Source organism: Hydrogenophaga palleronii, from assembly GCF_031457455.1.
GTDB classification, from domain to species: domain Bacteria; phylum Pseudomonadota; class Gammaproteobacteria; order Burkholderiales; family Burkholderiaceae_C; genus Hydrogenophaga; species Hydrogenophaga palleronii_A.
Map to the genome: position 1 here is coordinate 62,062 of NZ_JAVDWU010000010.1, position 23,558 is coordinate 85,619.

Sequence of the window (23,558 nt, forward strand, 5' to 3'; positions counted from 1 at the left end):
CGCCGCTGACCCACCGTTAAGCCGCCTGCACCGCAATCACCCTGCGCACTGGCCGTTCAGGCCGTTCCGCCCGCGCCCGCAACTGCCCACAACCGCCTTCTACATCCTGCCCGGCAGAATGGCGCAGTTTGGTGAGGATGCCCAGGCGGTGCAGGTGGCGGGCCATGGCGGCGGCGCGTTCCCAGCTGGGGCGGCGGTAGGGCAGGTCGTCGACCGTGTTGTAGGGGATCAGGTTGAGCACCGCGTACTTGCCTTTGAGCAGCCGCTCGATGCCGGCGAGTTCGTCGTCACCGTCGTTGATGCCTTCGAGCAGCGTCCACTGGTATTGAATGGGATAGGCCGTGGTGCGGGCGTAGGCCTCGCCGGCTTGCACCAGTTCTTCGGGCGACATGCGGGGCGCACGAGGCAGCAGCTGCTCGCGCAGATCGGCACGGCTGGTGTGCAGTGACAGCGCCAGCGCCGGCTTCACCCGCCCCTGGGGCAAAGCCTCGAACACGCGCGGGTCGCCCACGGTGGAAAACACAAGGTTCTTGTGGCCGATGTTGCCCAGCGTGCCCAGCAGGTCGATGGCTTCGAGCACGTTGTCCAGGTTGTGAGCGGGTTCGCCCATGCCCATGAACACCACCTTTTTCACCGGGCGCAGCGTGCGCGCCAGCGCCACCTGGGCCACGATCTCCGCGCTGCCCACCTGGCGCACCAGGCCGCTTTGTCCTGTCATGCAGAACACACAACCCACCGCGCAACCCACCTGGGTGGACACGCACAGCCCGCCGCGCGGCAGCAGCACGGTCTCCACCATCTGGCCGTCGGCCAAGGCCACCAGCAGGCGCGCGGAGCCGTCGTCGCCGGGGTGCTGGGATTGCAGGCGTGCCAGGCCAGCCAGTTCATCGACCAGAGCGGGCAGTTCGTTGCGCAGCGCGGTGGGCATGAAGGCTTCCAGCGCTCGACGGCCCTTGTCTTGCGGCTGGGCCTGCGACCACAGCCGCAGCACCCGCTGCTCGTGGCCGGGTTTGGCGCCGAGGGATCGCAGGCGTTCGCGGAGGGATTCGATGCGCATGTCTAGCAGGTTCTGAAGGGTCGAAACCCCGATTAGGACACAGGGCCAGCCCGCGCGCTGGCGGTTTCACCCTGCCTGGAAGAACCGCAGCACCGGCCCCAATGCAGCCAGGGCCGCGTAGCAGCCCACGATCTGCCAGTACATCGCGGGCGTTTCGTCCCGGTCGTAAACCCGCCGGAAATATGCCTTGCCTGTGAGCAGCGAAAGCAGAAACGCCACCGAAAACACCACGCCGAACCAATCCATTCACGCTCCTCCTGGGCGCAGTATCGGGCAGCCGCTGCAGGCAAACAAGCCATGCGCAACGCCCTTGTGCTTGTGCGGCCATGCCCATGCCGTGAGAATGTTCCCATCGTCCCACCTTCGATCAACACAAGGAGCCCCCATGCTGGAAATGGTGATCACCGCCCGCCCCGCCGACCTTGGCCACGGCCTCACCGTAAAGCGCGTGCTGCCGTATGCAAAACGCCGCATGGTGGGGCCGTGGATCTTCGTGGACCACGCCGGCCCGGTCACCATGGCACCGGAAGACACCAGCGCCGCCGACGTGCGCCCGCACCCGCACATCGGCCTGTCCACCGTGAGCTATTTGCTCAGCGGCCAGGTGATGCACCGCGACAGTCTGGGCATGAAGCAATCCATTGTTCCGGGCGACGTGAACTGGATGACGGCTGGGCGCGGCATCTCGCATTCCGAACGCTTCAGCCACCCGGAGTCGTTCGCGGGCGGCGGGCTTGAATTGATGCAGCTGTGGGTGGCCCTGCCCGAAGCCGACGAAGAAACCGACCCCGCCTTCACCCACTACCCCGCCGCCGACCTGCCGGTGCAGGAAGCCGATGGCGTGTGGATGCGCCTGATCGCCGGCAGCGCCTACGGCATGACCAGCCCGGTGCGCACGCACTCGCCCCTGTTCTACCTGCACACCGAATGGCAGGCCGGCGCATCCAAAGCCCTGCCGGGCGGGCACAGCGAACAGGCGGTGTACGTGGCACACGGCGAAATCGAGCACGCCGGCCAGACCTATGTGCCCGGCCAGTTGCTGGTGTTCGGCGACGATGCTGATGCCGTGATCACCGCCCGCGAGAAGAGCACGCTGATGATCTTCGGCGGCGAACCGCTGGGCGAGCGCCATGTGTTCTGGAACTTCGTGTCGTCGCGCAAGGAGCGCATTGAACAGGCCAAGGAAGACTGGCAGGCGGGGCGCATTCCGCTGCCGCCAGGGGATGACAAAGAATGGATTCCGCTGCCGGGTTGAGGGCAACAAGTCAGTGCGTACGCGCCTCAGTGTCTGATACGCCCTGCAGGATCAGCGAATGCCAGCCGGTGCGGTAAGTCTCATACCCCGGTGACGAAGCGTGCGCCACACAGGTGGGCTTGCCGTCCACCCGCAGCACGGCCGAACTGCGTGGCTGTGCCAGCAAGGGTTTCCAGCCGTTCAGGTCAATGCGCGCCGGGCCATCGGCTTGGGAATCTGCCAGTACCCGGCCGCCGTCGTCGATGATGCAGACCCGCGTGCGGGTCCATTCATCGGTCGTGAGCGGCGTGCGGCGCACGATGGTGAGCGCCAGCGCGTCCCAGTTGAACAGGATGCCCAGCACGCCCAGCACCTTGCCGCGCACGTCGCCGCCTTCGCGCACGGCGCAGGCGTAGACCAGCACCCGCTGGCCGTTGACCAGTTCGGATGCATGCACGCTGGAGCAGGCGAACTCGCTGCCGTCGCGCGAGGCCAGGGCCTGTGTGAACCAGTCGCTGCCAGACACATCGGCACCCACGCTGTGGAACTGCGCCGGGCGGCCGTTGGCCAGCACCGTGCCCTGGGTGTCCACCAGCACCAGGTCGCTGTAGACGGTGTACGAATCCAGGATCTGCCCCAGGCGACGCTGCGCATGGCGCCGGCGTTCTTCACTGGGTTCGCGCGCGCAGTCCACGGCGGCGGCGTCGGTGGCCCACCAGCGCACGTCGCAGCTGCGCTCGTAGAGGTTGCGGTCGATCAGGTCGATGTTGGTGAGCGCCAGCTCGCACAGCCGGGCATCACGCACCTGGGTCACGTAGCCCTGCACCGCATGGCGCATCTGCACGCCGGTCTGCTGGGCGTTGCCGCGCAGCCGCTCGGTGAGCGTCTTGACCTCGCCCGAGAGGCGGTTCATTTCGCTGGCCACCACCGCGAAACTGCCACCGGCCGCACCCGCGTGCGCCGCCTCAATGCGCGCGTTGACCGACAGCAGCTGCGTCGAGAGGTTCACGCTGCTCACCTCGTCCAGCGCCGAATCCACACCTCGCAGCAGCGATTCCGACAGCGACGAAATCGCCGCGATGTGCTGCTCGACCGCCGCACCGCGGTCGGTTCCGTTGGTGCCCGCTGCTGCTGCACCGCTTGCCATGTTGTTCGCCATCACCCGGCTCCTTGTTCACCAGCCCAAAAGGTTTTTCGACACAAACCCGACGGGCTTGAGCGGTGAACATGAAATACCGGTCCACAGGTGTCTCGCGTCACAACCCCAGCGCGCTCAACCCGGGGTGATCTACCGGGCGCGGACCCAGCGGCCAATGGAACAGCCGCTCGCTTTCATGGATCGGCCGGTCGTTGATGCTGGCGTGGCGCTGCTCCATGTAGCCCAGCTCGTTGAACTGCCAGTTCTCGTTGCCATGCGACCGAAACCAGTGCCCTGAATCGTCGTGCCATTCGTAGACGAAGCGCACCGCGATGCGGTTGCCATCAAACGCCCACAACTCCTTGATGAGCCGGTAGTCCAGCTCCTTCGCCCACTTGCGCACCAGAAACGCATGCACCTCGTCCCGCGCAGTAGGAAACTCCGCCCGGTTGCGCCAGCGCGTGTCCTCGGTGTAGACCTTGACCACGCGATCAGGGTCGCGCGAATTCCACGCGTCCTCCGCCATGCGCACTTTCTGTGCGGCGGTCTCAAAGGTGTAGGGTGGCAAAGGTAGACGAGGTTCCATAGGGTGTGGAGCCCGGAGCAGGTCCGGCGCGAAGTGACCGATCCAGTGGCGACGAGGGTCCGGCTCCGCCGGCCCAAGCCGCCGCCCCCCTTTCAAGGGGGGTCGCGCGTCAGCGCGGCGGGGGGTTAGTACTGTTTATACGGAAGGAACTTGCCCGACATCACGATGTTCACCCGATCCCCATTCGAGTCGGCCTGGCGCTGCATGTCCATCTTGAAATCGATCGCGCTCATGATGCCGTCGCCGAACTCCTCGTGGATCAGTTCCTTGAAGGTGGTGCCATACACGTTGACCAGTTCGTAGAAGCGGTAGATCAGCGGGTCGGTGGGCACGCTGGTGGGCAGCGAGCCTTTGTAAGGCACGACCTGCAGCCACTTCTGCTCTTCGGTGGACAGGCCGAAGATCTTGCCCAGCACCTTGGCCTGTGCCGGCGTGGCGGTCATCTGGCCCAGGCACAGTGCGGTGGTCCATTCCTTGGACTGGCCCACCTTCTTGGCCACATCGGCCCAGCTCAGGCCCTTGGTGACCTTGGTGTTGATGATCTTTTCGGTGACGTCGAGTCGGCTCATGTGTTGCCTCGTTCCTAGTGTTGAAGAAAGGGAAAGGAGAAGGGATCAGTGGGCTTTTGCCCTGCTGACCAAAAAATCGACGATGTGGTTTCTGAGGTCGTAATAGCCATTCAGGTGGTGCAACTGCGCGCGCGTGCGCTGGCGCGGCAACGGGTTCACCACCACCTCAGCCATGCCGCCAGGCCGGTAGCCCTGATCGGTCTCCTGCCCGTTCGTCATCAGCAGGATGCGGTCGGCCAGCAGGATGGCTTCATCCACGTCGTGCGTGATCATGAAAACGGTCTGGTGCGTCTCGTTCACGATGGCCATCAGTTCGTCCTGTATGGTGCCGCGCGTGAGTGCATCGAGTGCGCCAAAGGGCTCGTCGAGCAACAGCATCTTGGGCTGGATGGCGAAGGCGCGCGCAATGCCCACGCGCTGCTTCATGCCGCCAGAGAGCTGGCTGGGCTTCTTGTCGATGGCCGGGCTTAGGCCGACCAGCGCCACGAACTTTTCCACGTGCGCGTTGAGTTCGGCACGCGGCATGTCGGGCCAGCGCGACTTGACTGCGAACGCGATGTTCTGCCGCACGGTGAGCCAGGGCATGAGCGCATGGCTCTGGAACACCACGCCTCGCTCCAGGCTGGGGCCAGCGATTTCGCGCCCGTCCATGAAGCAGTGGCCAGCGGTGGCGGTGTCCAGCCCGGCGAGCACATTCAGGATGGTGGTCTTGCCGCAACCACTGTGGCCGATGATGCAGACGAACTCGCCTTTGTCTAGGTGGAAGGACACGTCGGCAAACACCGGCTTGTCGGCCTGGTAGGCCTTGGCGAGCTGTTCGACTTTGAGGAAACCGGTCATCGGGGACGCCTTCTGGGTTGCGGGTGTGGTGACGGGGTGAGTCGCCGATTCCAGCCGTTCGACAGATTCACTCCACATAGGTCACCACCTTCTGCAGTTGGGCGAACATCAGGTCGAGCAGCATGCCCACCACACCGATCACCAGAATGGCAAAGATCACGTTGGTCAGCGACAGGTTGTTCCACTCGTTCCAGACGAAGTAGCCGATGCCGGTGCCACCCACCAGCATTTCGGCCGCCACGATCACCAGCCAGGCGATGCCCATGCTGATGCGCATGCCCGTGAGGATGGTGGGTGCGGCTGCGGGGAGGATCACCAGGAAGGCCTTGCGTAAGGGATTCACTTCGAGCGTGCTGGCCACGTTGAGCCATTCGCGCTTCACCGAGGCCACGCCGAACGCGGTGTTGATCAGCATGGGCCAGATGGAGCAAATGAAGATGACGAAGATGCCGCTGACGTCCGAGTCTTTCAGCGTGTAGAGCGCCAGCGGCATCCAGGCCAGGGGACTGATCGGCTTGAGCACCTGCACGAAGGGATCAAACGCCTTGCGCATCAGCGGCGACATGCCGATGAGGAAGCCCAGCGGGATCGCCACCGCCATGGCCAGCAGGTAGCCCGCCGCCACGCGCGCCAGCGAATGACCCAGCTGAATGCCGATGCCTTTGTCGTTCGGGCCCTTGTCGTAGAACGGGTCGGACAAATGCCCCCAGCTCACTTTGGCCACTTCCAGCGGCGGCGGAAAGCCACTGCTTTTCTCCGCACCCGGGTCCTTGCCCATCATCTTCCGATACTCGATCTCGTCGGCCGAGAGACCCGTGGCCGCACCACCCACCGACACCGCCGTCGAGCCCAGTTGCCACAGGCCCAGGAAACACACGAGCAGCAACAGTGAGACCACCGCAGCGCGTGCGTTGAGACTGAAAATTTTCATTGAGACTGCTCCTGTTGGCAGCGCGCGGCCTGAGGCGTCCTCATGCCTTGCTTATGGGGAAACTCTTGGCGTAGGCCGCCGCCTTGGCCGAATCGAACTCCTTGCCCATGATGGTGTGCTTGGTGTAGGTGGGGCCGGCGCTGAACTCGTGGCCCAGGTCCTTCATGTGCTTGCGTGCGTCGGTGATCAGGAATACCTTCTCGGCGATGGCCTTGTAGTCGACATCGCCTTTCACGTAACCCCAGCGCTGCATCTGCGTGAGCATCCACACGGCCATGCTCTGCCAGGGCATGGGATCGAAGTCGGCGCGGTCGGGCACGTTCTTGATGCTGCCCAGGCCGTCGGCATAGCGCCCGGTGAGCACCTGCTGCAGCACCACCTCGGGCTGGTTCAGGTACTGCGCAGGCGCGATCACCTTCGCGATCAGTTCGCGGTTCTTGGGCTGGCGCGCCATGGCCGCGGCCGTGAGCACGGCGCGGTACAGCGCCGCAAAGGTGTTGGGGTTCTGCTGGATGAATTCGGTGGTGGTGCCGAAAGCGCAGCAGGGGTGGCCATGCCACAGGTCCTTGGTGAGCGTGTGCAGGTAGCCCACTTCTTCGTAGACGGCGCGCTGGTTGAACGGGTCGGGGCCGAGGAAGCCGTCAATGTTGCCGGCGCGCAGGTTGGCCACCATTTCAGGTGGCGCGATCACGCGCAGTTGCACGTCGGTGTCGGGGTTGATGCCGTGCTCGGCCAGGAAATAGCGCAGCAGGAAGTTGTGCATCGAGTAATCGAACGGAATGCCGAACTTGAAGCCCTTCCAGTTCTTCGGGTCGCGGTTGTCCTTGTGGCGAATCGACATCGTGATGGCCTGGCCATTGATGTTCTGGATCGTCGCCACGTTGGTCGCCACGGTGTTCGAGCCCAGGCCCATGCTCATGGCCAGCGGCATGGGGCTGAGGAAGTGCGAAGCGTCGTACTCTTTGTTGATGACCTTGTCGCGGATCAACGCCCAGCCCGCCGTCTTGGTGACCTCCACCTTGAGGCCCTGCTTTTCATAGAAACCCAGTGGATGGGCCATGATCAGCGGCGTGGCGCAGGTGATGGGGATGAAACCGATCTTGAGATTGGTTTTCTCCAGCGCGCCTTTGTCCTGCGCCATGGCCTGCATGGTGCCCACCGGCAGCACGCTGGCGATCGCGGCCATGGCCGTGCCCTTGCCCACTGCACGCAGAAAGCGGCGACGCTCTGCGTCTTGCGGAAACAGCGCCTTGACCAGGGTGGCTTCGATGAACTGGTTGCTGTAGGCCTCGAAATCCGAACTCTCGCTGCGCCGGCGCAGCTCCGCGGCCGCGCCGTCCGCGTTCACTTCGGCATGGTGATCGGCAACGGTGTGGTCGCGACCACAACTGCACTTCATCATGAGCGGGCGGTCGGCGTTGTAGGGATCGAAGAATTCGGACATGGCGCACCTCGTGAGTTGAAGACGCCACTCACTTCGCAAGCACCGGGCCAGAACACGGACCGCCCCCGCCTTTTGGCGGAACCCTCGTGATTTCGCAAACGCTTCACCGACGCCGTGTAGGGGCAGCCCTACACGGCGCCGGTTTCAAGGGCGGGATTCAGGGGGTTTTGGCGTTTCGCGCGTGGCGTTCGGCGAACAGCGCCAGCTCCACGTCGTTCTTGGTGGCTGTCTTTTCCAGCACGCGCGCACGGTAAGTGCTCACCGTGTTGGCCGCCAGGCCCAGCTGCGCACCAATTTCGCTCACGGTGCGCCCCTGCGTGAGCAGCCGGTAGACCTGGTACTCGCGGTGCGAAAGCGCTTCGAGCCCGGTCTTGGCACCCGTGCTGCCCACCGCCGCCGCCAGCGCCTCGGCCGTGGCCTGATTCACAAAAACCGCGCCGCCCGCGGCCTTGCGCACCGCAGCCAGCATGTCGTCGGGGTCGGCGCTTTTGTTCAGGTAGCCGCAGGCGCCCATGCGGATGCAGCGCACCGCGTACTGTTTCTCAGGGTAGGTGCTGAGCATGAGCACCGGCAGGCGCGGGTGCTCACGCTTGATGGCCTGCAGCACGTCCAGCCCGTCCAGTCCGGGCATGGCGATGTCGAGCAGCACCAGATCAAGCCCCTCGCTGCCGTGCAGCGCCTGGACCTCGGCCAGAACCTCCGGACCGGTCTGCGCCTCGGCCACCACCTGCACGTCGGGCGCGTCGGCCAGGATCTGTTTGAGCCCCTCGCGCACGATGCGATGGTCGTCGCCGATCAGCACGCGGATGGTCTCGGCCATCAAGTCGAACTGGGTGTTCATGTTGGGGACCGTGTCTCCACTGGCAGGACCAAGGTCAGGCACATGCGCGTGCCCTGTCCTGGTGCACTGTCGATTTGTATGTCGCCGCCGAAGTGCCTCGCCCGCTCCCGCATGCCCATCACGCCATAGGCATCGGCGGCGGCGAACGCCTGCGGCGGCGCGCCTACGCCATTGTCTTCCACGGTGAGCTGCAGTGCCATCCCCTGCACGGCGATGTGGACACTCAGCCGATTGGCCTGCGCGTGGCGCCCCACGTTGCTGAGCATTTCCTGAAAGATGCGGAACACCGCCATGGCCATGGGCTCGGGCGGCTCCGGAGCCGTGGCCACATCCATGTGCCAGTCCAGTATCAGCTCGGCCGACTGCACAAATTCCTGCGCCTGCCATTCCAGTGCCGCCCACAGGCCCTGGTGGTCGAGGATGCTGGGTCGCAGGTCGGTGATGATGCGGCCCACGTTGTCCACCGCGTTCTCGATCAGCCGGCTCATGTTCTGGCATTTGCAGCGCATGCGGCTGCGCATGTCTTCGGCCGCATCCGGGCTGCGCTGCGTCTGCTCGGCCAGGCGCTTGTCCATCCAGTTCACATCCATCTTCAGCGCCACCAGCAGGCTGCCCAGCTCGTCGTGCACCTCTCGGGCGATGCGGGTTCGCTCTTCTTCGCGCACGGTTTCCGACCAGGCCGCCAGCTCGCGCACCTGGTGCAGCGCCGTCTCCAGCGCACCGGTGCGCTCGCGCACGCGTTCCTCGAGCTCGTCCTTGGCGCGCTGCAGCGCATCGGCCGCGCGGCGGCGCTCGGTGATGTCCACAAAGGTGACCACCGCCCCTCGCACCTCACCCTGATCGACGATGGGATGGCTGGAATACTCCACCGGGAACGCGCTGCCGTCGCGTCGCCAGAACACCTCGCTGTCGATGCGGCAGGGCAGGCCCTGGCGGAAGGCGTTGAAGATGGGGCACTGCGCTTCGGGGTAGCGGTGGCCGTCGGCGTGCGCATGGTGGGTGAGTTCATGCATGTTGCGCCCCAGCACCTCGTGCGGCTCGAAGCCGATCATGCGGGCACCCGCCAGGTTGATGAACACGCACAGGCCTTCCAGATCCACGCCGTAAATGCCTTCGCCGGTGGACGCCAGCAACAGCTCCAGCGGGTTGCGCCAGGCCTCGCTGGCGGGCGCCAGTGGGCGGCTGAGCAAGGCATGGGCGTCGATGTGCATGGGCCGGGAAACAAGCAATGGATGTGCCAAGCTGGTGCATGTTCGCTGAATCGGGACAGACACGGCACAATCTCCGGTCGTGTTCCGCCATCACGTTCTCAGGGCGCTCTTCTCCCATCCCCGAAACCCACCATGGCTTTCTTCGACATGCTGTTTGGCGCACGTCGCCCATCCCGAAACCGGGACAACGCACTGCAGGTCGCTGGCTCGGCCGGCGCCCAGGAAGCCGCCTACCTGCTGCGCGCCCCCACCGCCCTGATGCAGCTGAGCGAAGTCGAGGCCCTGACCGTGGTGCGGTTCATGCAGCCCACGCGATACCGCGCGGGCACCACCATCATTCGCCAGGGCGAGAGCATCGACACCGGTTTCATGGTGCTCGTGCTGGAGGGCGAGATCACGGTGGAATCGCTCATGCCCAGCCGGGTAGAACCCGTTACGGTCAATGTGGTCGGGCCCGGCAGCCTGATCGGTGAAATGTCGCTGGTGGACGGTGCCGCCCGCTCGGCCTCCTGCACCGCGAGCACCGATGTGCGCTGTGCGGTGCTCGACCGCGAGGCCCTCGAAGCCCTGATCGCCGAACAACCCGCCACCGCCGCCAAGCTCATGACCGCGGTGGCCCAGCGCCTGGCCGAGCGCCTGCGCGACAACCGGCACAAGCTGCAGGTCTACAGCCAGCTGGTGCAGACCATGCAGGACGAGATCGAGCAACTGATGCCCACCCCTCAAGGCTAGGAACCTGCCCCCGAAGCGCGGCTGACCCTGCCGGGCACGCACCTGCGCCAAGGCCTTGTGGCGCTTTGCAAAATAAGCACGGTGACCTGGAAGGTGGGACACCCACTCGGCGTCTTTCAGGAACGCCATTTGCCGCCCGACCGTGTCCGTACCCCTTTTGCAGCGGTACGCCAACCGGAGAAACACATGCTTCACAAGTTCACCCAGTGGCGCGGCGCCAGCGTGACGGCAAGCGATGGCGAGGTCGGCACGATTGAGGATGTCTATTTTGACGACGAGCATTTGCACGTTCGCTATCTGGTGGTGGACACAGGCAACTGGCTGAACAGCCGGCGTGTGCTGGTGTCGCCCTACGCGATGCGCATGGCTGAATCGACCGACACACAGATTCCCGTGGATCTCACGCGCTCGCAGGTGGAGGACAGCCCGCCCGTGGAAACGGAGCAACCGGTGTCGCGCCTGTATGAAATGGCCTACGCAGATCACTACCGCTACCCCTACTACTGGAGCGGACCGCTGGCCTGGGGCGCGACCGCGCATCCCGTCGCCCCGGACATGGGCGCCGTGGAGATGTCCCCCGCTGCGGGCGGCGCCCCGATCGGGTTGAGCGAGGCGTCGCAACAGGCGCTGGATGCAGCGCACCGTTCGCACCTGCACAGCTGCCAGGAAATCATCGGTTACCAGGCAGAGGCGCTGGATGGTTCGGCAGGTCGCATCGACGACATCCTCATCAATGACGACGGCTGGTGCGTGGAGCATTTTGTGGTGGACACACGCCGCTGGCTGCCCGGCGGGCAGGTCACGGTGCCAGCCGAAGACATGTTGAGCATCAACTGGGGGGCCCGCGAGGTGCATTTGGACGCAGACAAGCAGACCGTGCGCCACAGTCCGAAGGCGCGCTGAAGCCACCGCAATTGCGGATACGCCCGAAGCCCGTCAGCGCCTTTCACCACGGCCCTCTTTTCGCCATATTTCGACCCGGAGGCGTTGCTGCAATTTTTACCGCAACTGAGGACGCCAGCTGTTCTCCACCCACATGACTGATACCGTCAGCGATTTCATTCTGGACCGCTTGCACGCCTGGGGCGTGCGCCGCATCTTCGGCTATCCCGGCGACGGCATCAACGGCCTCATCGGCGCCATGGATCGCGCGCGCAAGCGCGACCTGGGCATCGAGTACGTGCAGACCCGCCATGAGGAACTCGCGGCTTTCATGGCCTGCGCCCACGCCAAATTCACCGGCGAGGTGGGCGTGTGTCTGGCCACCTCGGGCCCCGGCGCGATTCACCTGCTCAATGGCCTGTACGACGCCAAGCTCGACCACCAGCCGGTGGTCGCCATCGTCGGGCAGCAGGCGCGCGCCGCGCTGGGCGGCGACTACCAGCAGGAGGTAGACCTGCTCACGCTGTTCAAGGACGTGGCGCACGAATACGTGCAAATGGCCACGGTGCCCGCACAGGTGCGGCACCTCGTGGACCGCGCCGTGCGCATCGCGCGCGACACGCGCAGCGTGACCTGCCTGATCGTGCCGCACGACCTGCAAGAGCTCGACGCCGTGCGCACACCGCCGCGCGAACACGGCACGGTGCACAGCGGCATCGACCGGCCCGACTTGCGCAGCGTGCCCCCACTGTCCGATCTCGAACGCGCCGCCGAGGTGCTCAACGCGGGCAAGAAGGTGGCGATTCTGGTGGGCGCGGGCGCATTGCAGGCCACGGACGAAGTGATCGCCGTGGCCAACCAGTTGGGCGCCGGGGTGGCCAAGGCCTTGCTGGGCAAAGCCGCGCTTCCCGATGACCTGCCGTACGTCACCGGCTGCATCGGCTTGCTGGGCACACAACCCGGCTGGCAACTCATGAGCGAGTGCGACACGCTGCTGATGGTGGGCTCAGGCTTCCCCTATTCGGAGTTCCTGCCCGAGGAGGGACAGGCGCGCGGCGTGCAGATCGACATCGACCCACGCATGCTCAGCCTGCGCTACCCCATGGAGGTGGGCCTGGTGGGCGACAGCCGCAAGACCTTGCACGCGCTGCTGCCGCTGCTGGAACGCAAGACGGATCTGCGATGGCGCGAATCGATCGAACAAGGCGTGGCGCGCTGGTGGCAGGTGCTGGAAGCGCGCGCAAAAAGTCCGGCCACGGGCATCAATCCCCAACTGCCGTTCTGGGAACTCTCGCCGCGCCTGCCCGATGACTGCATTCTCACTTGCGACTCGGGTTCGGCCGCCAACTGGTACGCGCGCGACCTGAAAATCCGTCGCGGCATGATGGCCTCGCTCTCCGGCGGCCTGGCCACCATGGGCCCCGCGATACCTTATGCGCTGGCGGCCAAGCACGCCCACCCGGATCGCCATGTGATCGCGCTGCTGGGCGACGGCGCCATGCAGATGAACGGCGTCAATGCGCTGATCTCACTGGCCGCAGGATGGGAGCAATGGCGCTCACCCGCTTTCACGGTGATGGTGCTCAACAACGGCGATCTCAACCAGGTGACCTGGGAGCAACGGGCGATGGCGGGGGACCCGAAATTCGAGGCCTCCCAGCGGGTACCGGATTTTCCCTACGCCGAATACGCCCGTCTGATCGGGCTCAAGGGCCTGCGCGTGACCCAGCCCGAGGACGTGGCCGCCGCCTGGGACGAGGCGCTGGCCTCAGACACCCCCATGCTGCTGGAGATGGTGACCGACCCCAACGTGCCGCCGTTGCCGCCCCACATCAACGCCGAACAAGCCACGGCCTTTCTTTCTGCGTTGTGGCACCGCGACCCCGAGGCGCTGGAGATGGTGAAACAATCGGCCCGGCAATGGTGGGACACCGTGTTCCCCGCCAAGGCGCGGTAGCCACGCGTCTGTTCGACGGGACGGGGCTGAACGACGCCCGTCCCACGGACCGCGCGAACTCGCGGGTGCTGCAGGCCGCAGTGGGGGGAGTCCCAAAAAAGACCTTCCCGCGTGACGTGTCTCGATCCAGGGCACCCGTGGAACCGGCTTCGCCGGGCCACAGGGTGCGTCCCCTCTCGAAGCGCCTTCAGGCGCGCCACGGAGGGGGGAAGCTGCGTCAGCAGCGCAGGGGGGTGATCCCTATGTATTCGGCGCGGTCTTGGAACTCCAGACCATGGTGATGGCCAGAATGCCCAGCACCACGCCCAGCGATACCGCCACCGGGATCTTGTAAAGGTCGATGATCATCATCTTGGTGCCGATGAAGACCAGGATCACGGCCAGACCGTAGTTCAGCAAGTGGAAGCGGCTGGCGGCGGCCTGCAGCAGGAAGAACATGGCGCGCAGGCCCAGGATGGCGAACACGTTGCTGGTCAGCACGATGAACGGGTCCTTGGTGATCGCGAAGATGGCCGGAATCGAATCAACCGCGAAGATCACATCGGTCATGGCCACCAGCGCAATCACCATCAGCAGCGGCGTGGCGATCTTCTTGCCGTTTTCGACCGTCCAGAACCTCTCGCCGTCGTAGTGTTTGCTCACCGGCAGCACCTTGCGCAGCAGCTTCAGGGCCGGGTTGTCGTCCAGACTTTCCTCTTGGTCTGCCGCCCACCACATCTTCACACCCGTGAGGATGAGAAAGGCGCCGAACACGTAGAGGATCCAGTGAAACTGGTCCAGCAGCCAGGCGCCCACAAGGATCATCACCGTACGCAGCACGATCGCACCAATGATGCCGATCATCAGCACGCGCTTCTGGAACGCTGGCGGCACAGCAAAGTAGGTGAAGATCAGCAGGAAGACAAAGATGTTGTCCACCGCCAGGCTCTTCTCGATCAAATAGCCGGTCAGGAACTCCAGCGCCTTCTCGTTGGCCATGGCGGCCGAGCCGGACACATCCTTCACCGCCCACCAGAACAGCGCGTTGAAGACCAGACTGAGCATCACCCAGGCCAGCGACCACCAGAGGGCCTCGCGCACACCCACCTCGTGGGAACCCTGCTTCTTGAGCACGGCAAAGTCGACAAACAGCGCCGCGATCACGAACGCGACGAACACAAGCCACAGCCAGAGTGGCGCAATGGTTTCCATGAGAAAGACCTCGGTTTGGTGGTGTTGAAAACACCCCCAAGGTCTTGCCAGGGCCAGGGCATGGCGCCCGGCCTGGGGTTTCCGGCCACGCCGGCCTGAATGACCGGTGCAGCGTGCTGACGAAAACCCCTCCAGCCAGGGCGGGCTGCAGGCCCGCTGGCTGATCGACTACTCCCCTTGATGGGACAGGCGATTATGCGCCATTGCCCGCGAGCGCGCCACCTCCAGGGCCTGTTCACACTATTTTTCCAAGTGCGGACGGCCAGATGTCGGGGCCAGAGACACCGCCCTGCGGCATGCCGCGACCCTGCGGTGGGAACGCCGTTTGCCGCACACCACAATGTGCGCGGAGGCGCGAACGGGGAAACACAGCCATGCATGAGGATCCGACCACGACCCGACAGCGATTTCGACTTTCTGGTGGTGCCGAGCTGTCGTTCATCACGGCCGGCGAAGCGAGCAGACCGGCCATGCTGCTGCTGCACGGCACGCCGAACTCTGCAGGAATGTTCCGGCAGGTCGTCCCCGCGCTGGCGCGGGTCGCCCATGTGGTCGCGCCCGACCTGCCGGGCCACGGTGAATCCGATGCGCTGCCGGCTGTCACGTTCTCCGCCATCGCTCAGGCAATCACCGAATTGCTGGACCATCTGGAGATCGGGCCGCGGTTCATCTACCTGCATGATTGGGGAGCACCGGTGGGCCTGGAAATCGCGATGCAGGCGCCCGAGCAGGTGCTGGGCCTCATCGTCCAGAACGCCAACGCACACCGAACGGGATGGGGGCCAGGATGGAAGGCCACGCAAGCCTACTGGTCGCAACCGAATGCGGTGAACGCGGCAGCGGCCACGGCGCACCTGACCCTGGCGGGAACCCGCGACACCTACATCTCGGGCGTTCCGCCGGATGTGGTCAAACGAATCCCGCCCGAGCATTGGGAAGAGGACTGGCGCGTGATGAACCTGCCAGGTCACATGGACACGCAGCGGGCGCTGATCGCGGACTATGGGCGCTACGCCGCCCGCTTCGACGCCATCGCCAAGTACCTGGAGCAATGGCAGCCCCCTGCCCTGATGGTCTGGGGAAGGCACGACATCTATTTTGAGCTGGATGAGGTGCTGTCCTGGATGCGTGCGCTGCCCAGGATGGAGGCGCATGTCCTGGATGCCGGCCACCTGCTGCTCGAGAGCCATGCGGACGCCGCCGTCTCGCTGATGCTCGACTTCATCAGGCGCACCGCGGGCAAGTGACCCAGAGACCGAGCGAAATCGCTCAGCTGGAACCGTGCCGCGACACGGCTTGAACAGCGCGTGGCCGCCGGCGGTTCAAGCCGCTTCGCGGTAGAAAAAATCCTTGCGCAGGCTGCGCGGCGCCAGCGGTTCCACACCGCTGCGAATGGCCTCGATGTGCTGAGGGGTCGTGCCACAGCAGCCGCCCACGATGTTGACCAGGCCTTCAGCCGCGAACTCGCGCAGCAGACGACCCGTCACCTCCGGCGTTTCGTCGAAGCCCGTGTCGCTCATGGGATTGGGCAAGCCGGCGTTCGGGTAGCAGCTGATGAAGGTGTCGCCCGCCACCTTGGCCAGTTCCTGGATGTAGGGCCGCATGAGGGTGGCGCCCAGGGCGCAGTTCAGGCCCACGGCCAGCGGCTGCAGGTGGCGCACGCTGGCCCAGAAGGCGGTCACGGTCTGGCCGCTGAGGATGCGGCCCGAGGCGTCGGTCACCGTGCCGCTGATGATCAGGGGCAGGCGCTCGCCGCTGTTCTCGAAGTATTCGTCGACGGCAAACAGCGCGGCCTTGGCGTTGAGCGTGTCGAAGATCGTTTCCACCAGCAGCACGTCGGCACCGCCGTCCACCAGCGCTTCCAGCTGTTCGTAGTAGGCCGCGCGCAACTGCTCGAAAGTCACGTTGCGCGCGCCGGCGTCGTTCACATCGGGGCTGATGCTGGCGGTCTTGGGTGTGGGGCCAAGAGCACCGGCCACGAAGCGCGGCTTGTCGGGCGTGCTGAACTTGTCGCACGCGGCGCGGGCGATGCGGGCCGAAGCCAGGTTCATCTCGCGCGCCAGGTGGGCCATGTCGTAGTCTTCCTGGGCAATCGTGGTCGCGCCGAAGGTGTTGGTCTCGATCAGGTCGGCACCTGCGGCCAGGTAGCCCTCGTGAATGTCCTGGATCACCTGGGGCTGCGTCAGACTCAGCAACTCGTTGTTGCCCTTCACATCCTGGTGGAAGTCCTTGAACCGCTCGCCCCGGTACTGCGCCTCGCCCAGCTTGAAGCGCTGGATCATGGTGCCCATGGCGCCATCGAGGATGGCGATGCGTTTCGAGAGGATGGCGGGCAGTGCCTGGGCGCGGGTGTAGGTCGGGGTGGTCATGGGGAGATTGTAGGAAGACTGGGGGACAAGCGTGCGAACCCGTGCTTCGGCCCTCTCCGTCCCATGCCCGACAATACCCACCCATGAAACACCTGCTCCCGAAGGAAGCCTGGGCCTGGCTGCAGGCAGAAACGGCGCGCCGCGCTGCGCTGGGCCAGGAACCGCCGCTGTTCGTGGACGTCCGCATGGAAATCGAGTCCCTTTACGTGGGGCGCCCGCCTGGCGTGGAGAACATTCCCTGGTACGAATACCCCGACCTCACGCCGGACCCCGCCCGATTCGCCGCCGCCGTGGCACAGGAGGCCGGCGACAAGGCACGGCCGGTGCTGCTGATCTGCCGCAGCGGCAAGCGCACGCTGGATGCCGGCAAGGCGCTGGAAGCGGTGGGCTTCAAGGAAGTGGCGCATGTGGTGCACGGCTTCGAAGGCGAGCTCAACGACGCCTTCAAACGCTCCAGCCTGAATGGCTGGCGGTTTGACGGCCTTCCATGGGAGCAGATGTGATCGCCCCTTTCTGCTGCAGTCTCCACGCATGAGCCAGATCGACATATCCACCGAGGGCGAAACCCTGGAAGCCAGCCTGGGCGTGCTCAACGAGGTGTTCGGCTTCGATGCCTTCCGGGGCCCCCAGGCCGACATCGTGCAGCACGTGAGCGCCGGGAGCGACGCGCTGGTGCTCATGCCCACGGGTGGCGGCAAGTCGCTGTGCTACCAGGTACCCGCCATCGTGCGCGAACGTGCGGGGCATGGCCTGACCGTGGTGGTTTCGCCGCTGATCGCGCTCATGCACGATCAGGTGGGCGCGCTGCTAGAGGCCGGCGTGGCCGCGGCGTTCCTGAATTCCAGCCTGTCCGGCGAAGACGCGCAGCGCGTTGAAAAGCAGATGCTGCGCGGCGAACTCACCTTGTTGTACGCGGCGCCCGAACGGCTGACCACGCCACGCTTTCTGGCCTTGCTGGACTCGCTGCACGAGCGCGGCCAGCTCAGCCTGTTTGCCATCGATGAAGCCCACTGCGTGAGCCAGTGGGGCCACGACTTCCGGCCCGAGTACCGGGGCCTGGTGGTGCTGCACGAGCGCTTCCCCGGCGTGCCGCGCGTGGCCCTCACCGCCACCGCCGACGACCTCACCCGCGCCGATATCGTCGAGCGCCTGCAGTTGCAGGAAGCCCGCACCTTCATCAGCAGCTTCGACCGCCCCAACATCCGCTACCAGCTGGTGGAGAAGAAGGACGCCACCACCCAGCTGCTGCGCTTCATCCGCGACGAGCACACCAGTGGCAACGGAATCCACGACGCCGGCATCGTCTATTGCCAGTCGCGCAAACGCGTGGAAGAAGTGGCGGCCATGTTGGTGGGTGCGGGCCTGTCCGCCCTGCCCTACCACGCCGGTCTGGACGCCTCGATGCGCCAGCGCCACCAGGACCGGTTCCTGCGCGAAGAGGGTCTGATCATGGTGGCCACCATCGCCTTCGGCATGGGCATCGACAAGCCCGACGTGCGCTTCGTGGCGCACCTGGACATGCCCAAGAACATCGAAGGCTACTACCAGGAGACCGGCCGCGCCGGGCGCGACGGCGAGCCGGCCAATGCCTGGATGGCCTACGGCCTGCAGGACGTGGTGAACCAGCGCCGCATGATCGACGAAAGCCCGGCGGCCGACGAGTTCAAGCAGGTGCTGCGCGGCAAGCTCGATGCCCTGCTGGTGCTGGCCGAGGCCAGCGACTGCCGCCGCGTTCGCTTGTTGAAGTACTTCGGAGAAGACAGCCAGGCCTGCGGCAACTGCGACAACTGCCTGAATCCGCCCGAACTGCACGACGCCACCGACCCCGCGCGCAAGCTGCTGTCGTGCATCTACCGCGTGCAGCAGGCCAGTGGCATGGCTTTCGGTGCCGGCCACATCATGGACATTCTGCGTGGCAAGCTGACCGACAAGATCACCCAGTACGGACACGACAAGCTCAGCACCTTCGGCATCGGCGCCAACCTGGGCGAGTCCCAGTGGCGCGCGCTGTTGCGCCACCTGATCGCCCGCGAGGCGGTGCAGGTGAACGACGCGCCCTACAACACCCTGCATCTGGCCGATGCGGCGCGCGCCATCCTCAAGGGTGAGCAGGCGATCTGGCTGCGCCAGGTCAGCGAGAAGGCCGCACGCACGCGTGGCACGCGCGCGAGCCGTGCGGGCCGGCCCGCCACAGCCCTGGACGGCCAGCCGCTGAGTCTGGCCGAGCGCGATTGCCTGGACGCGCTCAAGGCCTGGCGCGCCGAAGTGGCGCGCGAGCACAACCTGCCCGCGTTCGTCATCTTTCACGACGCCACGCTGCGCGCCATCGCCACCCGCCGCCCCCAGACAGAAGCCGATCTGGACGGTATTTCCGGCATCGGCCAGAAAAAGCGAGAAGCCTACGGCGCGGACGTATTACGCGTGGTGAGTGCTTTCGGGTAGGTGCGAACGGTCGTTGCGGCCGCGAATGTTTACCTATGTGGGACCCGGTTTTTTGGGGCCGACCGCCTGTCGGTGAGACCCCCGTTTCCCTGCAAAAAAGCTCAAGCTGGTGCACCGTTTGGTCGATGAAGCGGATGAGCCCGGGCTGTTCCCGGCGAGCCCCCGAACATCACGAATGGAGTGCGGCATGTTCTTCAAACTGCCCTGGTTTGGTAAAAAGACGAAAGAGACTTATCACGACACGCAGGTCCTGGAGCTGGACTTCATCGTCGACGAGTTTCACGATGCCATGGCTGACATCAAGGATCCCGTGCGCACCCGTCTGCAGGCCTCGCTGATGATGTGCGAGAGCCCCAAGGACCTCTGGTTCCTGCGCAGCAAACTGTTCGCGCTGATCTCCAAACACCATTGCGAGAGCATTGCCCACACCCGCGTGTCGCGGCTCGACCAGAAACTGCGGTTTTTTGTCGAGCACCACCCTGACTATTCGCCCGAAGAGCTGCCCACCGGCCCCATGGCCCTGGTGCACTGAGTGCCGCATCGGGCGTGCCGTGCTGCTCCTGGAGATGAGTGGTTCCTCTCTCCTCTTGCCCGTCCTCGTGACGGGCTTTTTTTTGGCCTTCTGGCGACCGAAGGGTTACCGTCCGGAGGGAGCGGTCCAAGATGGGCACCATGCGGGTCCATAGAATCGCTGCCATGTCGAACGCACTGCCCATCCTCATCGTCCAGACCGGGCGCACCCATGCCCACATCCGTGAGCGTCTGGGCGACTTCGACGACTGGATTGCCGCCGGCCTGCGTGAGGGCGGCGCTGAAGTGCTGACACACGATGCCCAGGGCGACCAAGCGCTGCCGCCCTTGCACAGCCTGGCCGGCATCGTGCTCACCGGCTCCCACGCCATGGTGAGCGACCGAGAGCCCTGGAGCGAAGCGCTGGTGCCCTGGCTGCAGCAAGCGGTGGCGCAGTCCGTACCCACGCTGGGCATCTGTTACGGCCATCAGTTGCTGGCACATGCGCTGGGTGGCGAAGTGACCCACCACCCGCAAGGTGTTGAAATCGGCACGGTGCAAGTGCAGCGCCACGCGCAGGCCGACGGCGACGCTCTGCTCGGACACTTGCCGCCCAGCTTCGACGCACAGGCCGTGCATTGGCAAACGGTGCGCCGCCTGCCCCCTGAGGCGGTCGCGCTGGCCAGCAACGCCCACGAACCCCACCACGCGTTTCGCATGGGCACTCGCGCCTGGGGCGTGCAGTTCCATCCGGAGTTTTCGGGCGAGTCGCTGCGCGCCTATCTCGAGGGCCTGGGCCCGACGCTGGCACGCGAAGGACGTGATGCCGCCCAGATCAGCGCAGCAGTGAAGGACACGCCTGAAGCGGCGTCGGTGTTGGCCACGTTTGCGCGGCTGGCACAGCCTCAATAAGCCGCTGGTCCGCCAGCACAAAGCAACGCACAGGCGTTCAAAATCCCATCTTCCTGGACTCACGAACCTCGGGCTTGATGCGGTGCTCGGCCTCCAGCTGGGCCAAAAATTCCTCGGGCGCCAGCGCCTCGGCCAGGATCTCCACCTGCCGCTTCACGGCCGCAAAATCACCCGGGCACAGCTGATCGAGCTTGTTGAGTCGCGCGGCCACGGCGTCGTCCAGTCGGGTGGCGTCGCCATTGAGCGCCTCCACCACGAACATGGTCTCGCGCTGTACCGCCGTGAGCGGTTTGAAGCGGATCTTGAAGGTGAAGCGCCGCAGCGCCGCCTGGTCGATGCTGTCCATCAGGTTGGTGGTGCAGATGAAGATGCCGGCGAAGCGCTCCATGCCCTGCAGCATCTCGTTCACCTCGGTCACTTCGTAGGTGCGTTGCGCGCCCCTGCGGTCCTGCAAAAAGCTGTCGGCTTCGTCCAGCAACAGCACCGCCTTTTCCGCCTCGGCTTCGCGGAACATGGCGGCCATCTGCTGCTCGGTCTCGCCCACGAACTTGCTCACCAGATCGCTGGCGCGCCGCACCATGAGCGGGCGCTCCAACTGCTGCGCCAGATGCTCGGCCAGCGCGGTCTTGCCAGTGCCGGGCGCACCGTGAAAACACAGGCAGCCATGGCCACGCGCCTTCAGCGCCGTGATGATGCGGGGCAACTCGTAGCGTGACTCCACGTTGAGCATGTCCAGGCTGTACTGGGTCACGCTCGGGCGCTGCACCAGATCGGGTCGGCGGCCCAGGGCCAGATCGGCGTTGCGCAACTGGCGCTCGATCAGGTCGTCGAGCAGCGGCGCCGCTTTGGACGACGCCTTCGCTGAACGGCGGGCGCCGGATTTTCCGGAGCTTGCGGCAAGTTCGGCAAAGCGCACTGCGGTGCGGATCTGCGCGGGCGTGAGGCCTTTGCGTTCGGTCAGGCGCGCCACCAGTTCTTCAGACACCGCCGCACCTTCGAGCGTCTTGCGCACCAGTTGCTCGCGCGCACCCGGCGGCGGGCTCTTGAGTTCGAGGTGGTAGGCAAAGCGGCGGCGAAACGCCGGGTCGATCTGCTCGATGCGATTGGTCACCCAGAGCGTGGGCACGGCATTCGATTCCAGGATCTGGTTCACCCAGGCCTTGCCGCTGACGCTGCCCGTGTGTGAGGCCGCCACATGCTCGGCACGCGCCATGAGCTGCGCTGCCTCGCTGGAGATGGGCGGGAACACGTCTTCCACTTCGTCGAACAGCAGCGCGGAGTGTGCGGTGCCTTTCAGAAAGACCTGGGCAATCTGCAGCGACCGGTAGCGGTCGCGGCCGCTGAGCGCGTTGCCGTCGCGATCGGCGTACTCCACTTCAAACAGCTCCAGGCCCGCGGCATGCGCCACCACGCGCGCCAGTTCGGTCTTGCCCGTGCCGGGCGGGCCGTAGAGCAACACGTTCACGCCGGGTTCGCGTCGCCCCACGGCTTCGCGCAGCAGACCGCAGAGCAGCTTGACGTCCTCGCCCACGTATTCAAAATCTTTGACGCTCAGGGCCGACCGCGAAGCCGGTCGGGTGAACACCGCCATGAGTTCGCTTTGGGTGCGGTATTCGCGCATCAGCACCGGCGGCAGTTTTTCGCTGACCTTCATCAGATCGGCCAGATCGGTGATGTTGTGCTCGGAGATCAGGTTCTCGACCATGCCGATGCGCTCCAGCCGCGAGCCCGCCCGCAGCGCCTCACCCACTTCACTGGCTTTCACCCCTGCCACGTCGGCAATGGCCGCATAGGCCTCCGGCGCGTTGTTGACCTTGAACTCAACCAGGATGGAGCGCAGGTCGCGCTGGTAGCGCGCCAGCGTGCCGTAGAGCAGCAGGGCGCGCTCGGCGCGGTTGAGCTGCAGCAAGCCGGCCAGGGCATCGATGTTTTTCTCCACCAGCGTGGACTGCTTTTTCAGCGCCTGGCTGAGCCAGTCACCTGTGACCGCCAGCACCGACAACAGGTCCTTGGGTGACTCCTTGGCGTATTCGTCCAGATAGAAAAAAAGCGTGCCTTCTTCATAGGGGCCACGCCACACGCCATAACGTTCCATGAAGGCGTTGGTTGAGAGCTGCTCCTGTCCGCCCCACAGATCGTTGTCACGGCAACGCCGGTTCAGGAAGTCGCGCAAACGGGCCAGCACGGTGTGTGGCCAGACCAGGTGCCGCCCGGCCAGCGACAGCATGGTGTTGAGATCGCGGCGCACGTTGAAGCGCGGCCCCTGCCGTGCCGCCAGCGTGAGCACGAAATGTGAACACATCAGATCGAGCACAGGGGCCTGGCGCAAGCCGTGCGGCACGAACACGCGGCCTTCGCCCACGAAGTGGCTTCGCCCTTCACGCGACTCTTTCGGTTCCAGCACCGAGCGAGACACAGTCTCAACGGGCGGTACCGTGCGTTTGACCATCCAGACACCTCCACAAGAACCGCCCGACGCCACCAGGGCAAATCAATTGCGGTTTTGAAGCGGAACATACCCCAGCTTGATGATTCATGGAAGGGCGCGCCGAAGACCGGTTGAGCAATTTGTCTGGTTTTACCCAAACCTCAGGGGTCGCAGTGCAGGGCCGCCCCAAACAAGGCCAGCCCCCGCGGGGGCAGCGACCCGCGAAGTGGCGGAGCGTGGGGGCCTCCGAGACTGCCGCCGGGCCGCCCCAAGGCAGGCTCAGC

The 23,558-nt window shown here is 65.2% G+C and carries 22 protein-coding genes; 9 read left to right on the plus strand and 13 right to left on the minus strand.

Annotated features, from left to right (window positions below; translation table 11 throughout):
* Positions 1–16 precede the first annotated feature (16 nt).
* Positions 17–1,057 carry an RNA methyltransferase gene (locus J2W49_RS20290; protein WP_310320534.1) on the minus strand — a complete coding sequence of 347 codons (1,041 nt, stop codon included), beginning with the start codon at positions 1,055–1,057 and terminating at the stop codon, positions 17–19.
* Between the two features lie 66 nt (positions 1,058–1,123).
* Positions 1,124–1,303 (minus strand): hypothetical protein, encoded by a 180-nt coding sequence (locus J2W49_RS20295; protein WP_310320536.1) that lies wholly within the window; start codon positions 1,301–1,303, stop codon positions 1,124–1,126.
* A gap of 139 nt (positions 1,304–1,442) precedes the next feature.
* On the opposite strand from J2W49_RS20295, the gene J2W49_RS20300 reads away from it, so the two are divergent.
* Entirely contained in the window at positions 1,443–2,312 is an 870-nt protein-coding gene (locus tag J2W49_RS20300; RefSeq protein WP_310320538.1) for a pirin family protein, read from the plus strand.
* A 10-nt stretch (positions 2,313–2,322) separates the two neighbouring features.
* Here J2W49_RS20300 and J2W49_RS20305 read toward each other — a convergent pair whose 3' ends face one another.
* The 8 genes from J2W49_RS20305 to J2W49_RS20340 all read right to left on the minus strand — a co-directional run bounded on the left by J2W49_RS20305 (position 2,323) and on the right by J2W49_RS20340 (position 9,851).
* The gene (locus J2W49_RS20305) at positions 2,323–3,450 is read right to left on the minus strand and encodes a methyl-accepting chemotaxis protein (protein WP_310320540.1); all 1,128 of its coding nucleotides are present in this window, start codon (positions 3,448–3,450) and stop codon (positions 2,323–2,325) included.
* Between the two features lie 97 nt (positions 3,451–3,547).
* Positions 3,548–4,015: a nuclear transport factor 2 family protein gene (locus J2W49_RS20310; RefSeq protein WP_310320542.1), complete on the minus strand. Its 468-nt coding sequence runs from the start codon at positions 4,013–4,015 to the stop codon at positions 3,548–3,550.
* Between the two features lie 125 nt (positions 4,016–4,140).
* A complete protein-coding gene (gene cynS, locus J2W49_RS20315) occupies positions 4,141–4,584 on the minus strand; it encodes a cyanase (protein ID WP_310320544.1) in 444 nt (147 codons plus the stop codon).
* 45 nt (positions 4,585–4,629) lie between these two features.
* The gene (locus J2W49_RS20320; protein WP_310320546.1) at positions 4,630–5,424 is read right to left on the minus strand and encodes an ABC transporter ATP-binding protein; all 795 of its coding nucleotides are present in this window, start codon (positions 5,422–5,424) and stop codon (positions 4,630–4,632) included.
* A gap of 67 nt (positions 5,425–5,491) precedes the next feature.
* Positions 5,492–6,355, minus strand: a complete 864-nt coding sequence (ntrB, locus tag J2W49_RS20325; protein WP_310320548.1) for a nitrate ABC transporter permease — start codon at positions 6,353–6,355, stop codon at positions 5,492–5,494.
* A gap of 40 nt (positions 6,356–6,395) precedes the next feature.
* Positions 6,396–7,799 (minus strand): CmpA/NrtA family ABC transporter substrate-binding protein, encoded by a 1,404-nt coding sequence (locus J2W49_RS20330; RefSeq protein ID WP_310320550.1) that lies wholly within the window; start codon positions 7,797–7,799, stop codon positions 6,396–6,398.
* A 157-nt stretch (positions 7,800–7,956) separates the two neighbouring features.
* Positions 7,957–8,619, minus strand: coding sequence for a response regulator transcription factor (locus tag J2W49_RS20335; RefSeq protein WP_405001060.1), 663 nt, complete (start codon positions 8,617–8,619; stop codon positions 7,957–7,959).
* A gap of 17 nt (positions 8,620–8,636) precedes the next feature.
* Positions 8,637–9,851 (minus strand): sensor histidine kinase, encoded by a 1,215-nt coding sequence (locus J2W49_RS20340; protein ID WP_310320555.1) that lies wholly within the window; start codon positions 9,849–9,851, stop codon positions 8,637–8,639.
* A gap of 132 nt (positions 9,852–9,983) precedes the next feature.
* On the opposite strand from J2W49_RS20340, the gene J2W49_RS20345 reads away from it, so the two are divergent.
* The 3 genes from J2W49_RS20345 to J2W49_RS20355 all read left to right on the plus strand — a co-directional run bounded on the left by J2W49_RS20345 (position 9,984) and on the right by J2W49_RS20355 (position 13,422).
* Positions 9,984–10,583 (plus strand): cyclic nucleotide-binding domain-containing protein, encoded by a 600-nt coding sequence (locus J2W49_RS20345; RefSeq protein ID WP_310320557.1) that lies wholly within the window; start codon positions 9,984–9,986, stop codon positions 10,581–10,583.
* A gap of 186 nt (positions 10,584–10,769) precedes the next feature.
* Positions 10,770–11,486 carry a PRC-barrel domain-containing protein gene (locus J2W49_RS20350; protein ID WP_310320559.1) on the plus strand — a complete coding sequence of 239 codons (717 nt, stop codon included), beginning with the start codon at positions 10,770–10,772 and terminating at the stop codon, positions 11,484–11,486.
* 133 nt (positions 11,487–11,619) lie between these two features.
* Complete coding sequence (locus J2W49_RS20355) at positions 11,620–13,422, plus strand: thiamine pyrophosphate-requiring protein (protein WP_310320561.1); 1,803 nt, start codon at positions 11,620–11,622, stop codon at positions 13,420–13,422.
* 240 nt (positions 13,423–13,662) lie between these two features.
* On the opposite strand, the gene J2W49_RS20360 is transcribed toward J2W49_RS20355, so the two are convergent.
* Entirely contained in the window at positions 13,663–14,613 is a 951-nt protein-coding gene (locus tag J2W49_RS20360; RefSeq protein ID WP_310320563.1) for a TerC family protein, read from the minus strand.
* Positions 14,614–14,987: 374 nt separating this feature from the next.
* On the opposite strand from J2W49_RS20360, the gene J2W49_RS20365 reads away from it, so the two are divergent.
* Entirely contained in the window at positions 14,988–15,860 is an 873-nt protein-coding gene (locus J2W49_RS20365; protein WP_310320565.1) for an alpha/beta fold hydrolase, read from the plus strand.
* Positions 15,861–15,935: 75 nt separating this feature from the next.
* On the opposite strand, the gene J2W49_RS20370 is transcribed toward J2W49_RS20365, so the two are convergent.
* Complete coding sequence (locus J2W49_RS20370) at positions 15,936–16,982, minus strand: homocysteine S-methyltransferase family protein (protein WP_310320567.1); 1,047 nt, start codon at positions 16,980–16,982, stop codon at positions 15,936–15,938.
* An 83-nt stretch (positions 16,983–17,065) separates the two neighbouring features.
* Between J2W49_RS20370 and J2W49_RS20375 the strand changes: the two genes are divergently transcribed.
* From J2W49_RS20375 to J2W49_RS20390, 4 genes are all read left to right on the plus strand, one after another.
* Entirely contained in the window at positions 17,066–17,485 is a 420-nt protein-coding gene (locus J2W49_RS20375; RefSeq protein ID WP_310320569.1) for a rhodanese-like domain-containing protein, read from the plus strand.
* A 28-nt stretch (positions 17,486–17,513) separates the two neighbouring features.
* Complete coding sequence (recQ, locus tag J2W49_RS20380; RefSeq protein ID WP_310320571.1) at positions 17,514–19,424, plus strand: DNA helicase RecQ; 1,911 nt, start codon at positions 17,514–17,516, stop codon at positions 19,422–19,424.
* A gap of 187 nt (positions 19,425–19,611) precedes the next feature.
* On the plus strand, positions 19,612–19,956 hold the full coding sequence (locus tag J2W49_RS20385; protein WP_310320573.1) for a hypothetical protein: 345 nt from the start codon (positions 19,612–19,614) through the stop codon (positions 19,954–19,956).
* A 164-nt stretch (positions 19,957–20,120) separates the two neighbouring features.
* Complete coding sequence (locus J2W49_RS20390; protein WP_310320575.1) at positions 20,121–20,846, plus strand: glutamine amidotransferase; 726 nt, start codon at positions 20,121–20,123, stop codon at positions 20,844–20,846.
* A gap of 37 nt (positions 20,847–20,883) precedes the next feature.
* On the opposite strand, the gene J2W49_RS20395 is transcribed toward J2W49_RS20390, so the two are convergent.
* Entirely contained in the window at positions 20,884–23,148 is a 2,265-nt protein-coding gene (locus tag J2W49_RS20395) for an ATP-binding protein (protein WP_405001061.1), read from the minus strand.
* Positions 23,149–23,558 lie beyond the last annotated feature (410 nt).